Origin of the sequence: Prevotella falsenii DSM 22864 = JCM 15124 (assembly GCF_000613945.1) — a bacterium.
Taxonomy (GTDB): Bacteria; Bacteroidota; Bacteroidia; order Bacteroidales; family Bacteroidaceae; genus Prevotella; species Prevotella falsenii.
The window spans coordinates 1-642 of the sequence record NZ_BAJY01000088.1 but is presented as its reverse complement, the minus strand read 5'-3'; the positions used below and the strand labels follow the sequence as shown (position 1 = coordinate 642).

The window sequence follows — 642 nt, the reverse complement described above, 5'->3', positions numbered from 1 at the left end:
AACCTGCCGTTTGCCTGCCGAGCAAGCTACAAACACTGCGTATCGGACGTCAGACCGAGCATCTACTTTCTCAGCACAGCCTTTTCAGCTTGTGTCTATCAATCCGAAAGAGGTGTCTATTGAAGTTGTTAATGACGATAAAGTGCATCTATTGATATTGGGAAAAATCACGAAAACGCTTGTCGAAGAAATTATTTACACGTAAATAAATATTTCTTTACGTGTATGTAAATTCTTCTTTACGTGTAAATAAATATTTTTCTACACGTAAGTAATTTGCCAATGCTTTGTTTTCAAAGGAACATACCTATTTTTCTAATTCACTGAAGCTTTACTTTGATAGTACTAAAGGGTACAAAGACGCCGCTTTTTGCTTATATTCCCATCAGTAAATACGGTTCTTTTCTTTACTTCTTGAGAAATAGTATTTAACTATTTGTTATATTACTATTTGTAGATACTTATCTTTTTAGTATCTTTTTATTTGCTATTCAAATACTTTTTATCTAACTTTGCAGTTGTATTACGTTACTATATGAAAACAGAATATTAAAGTAAGGTAATGTGTTTAAAAGAATTATCTGCCTTGTAAGAGACATTGAAACAGTACAGTTATGAAAAAGTTAGAATTTAAAATAAACT

At 31.2% G+C, this 642-nt stretch carries 1 protein-coding gene; it reads left to right on the top strand.

Annotation, left to right across the window (positions count from 1 at the left end; all coding sequences use genetic code 11):
* The coding region (locus JCM15124_RS16255; RefSeq protein WP_198019148.1) for a hypothetical protein at positions 1–205 on the top strand (205 nt) is incomplete at its 5' end.
* Between the last annotated feature and the right edge of the window lie 437 nt (positions 206–642).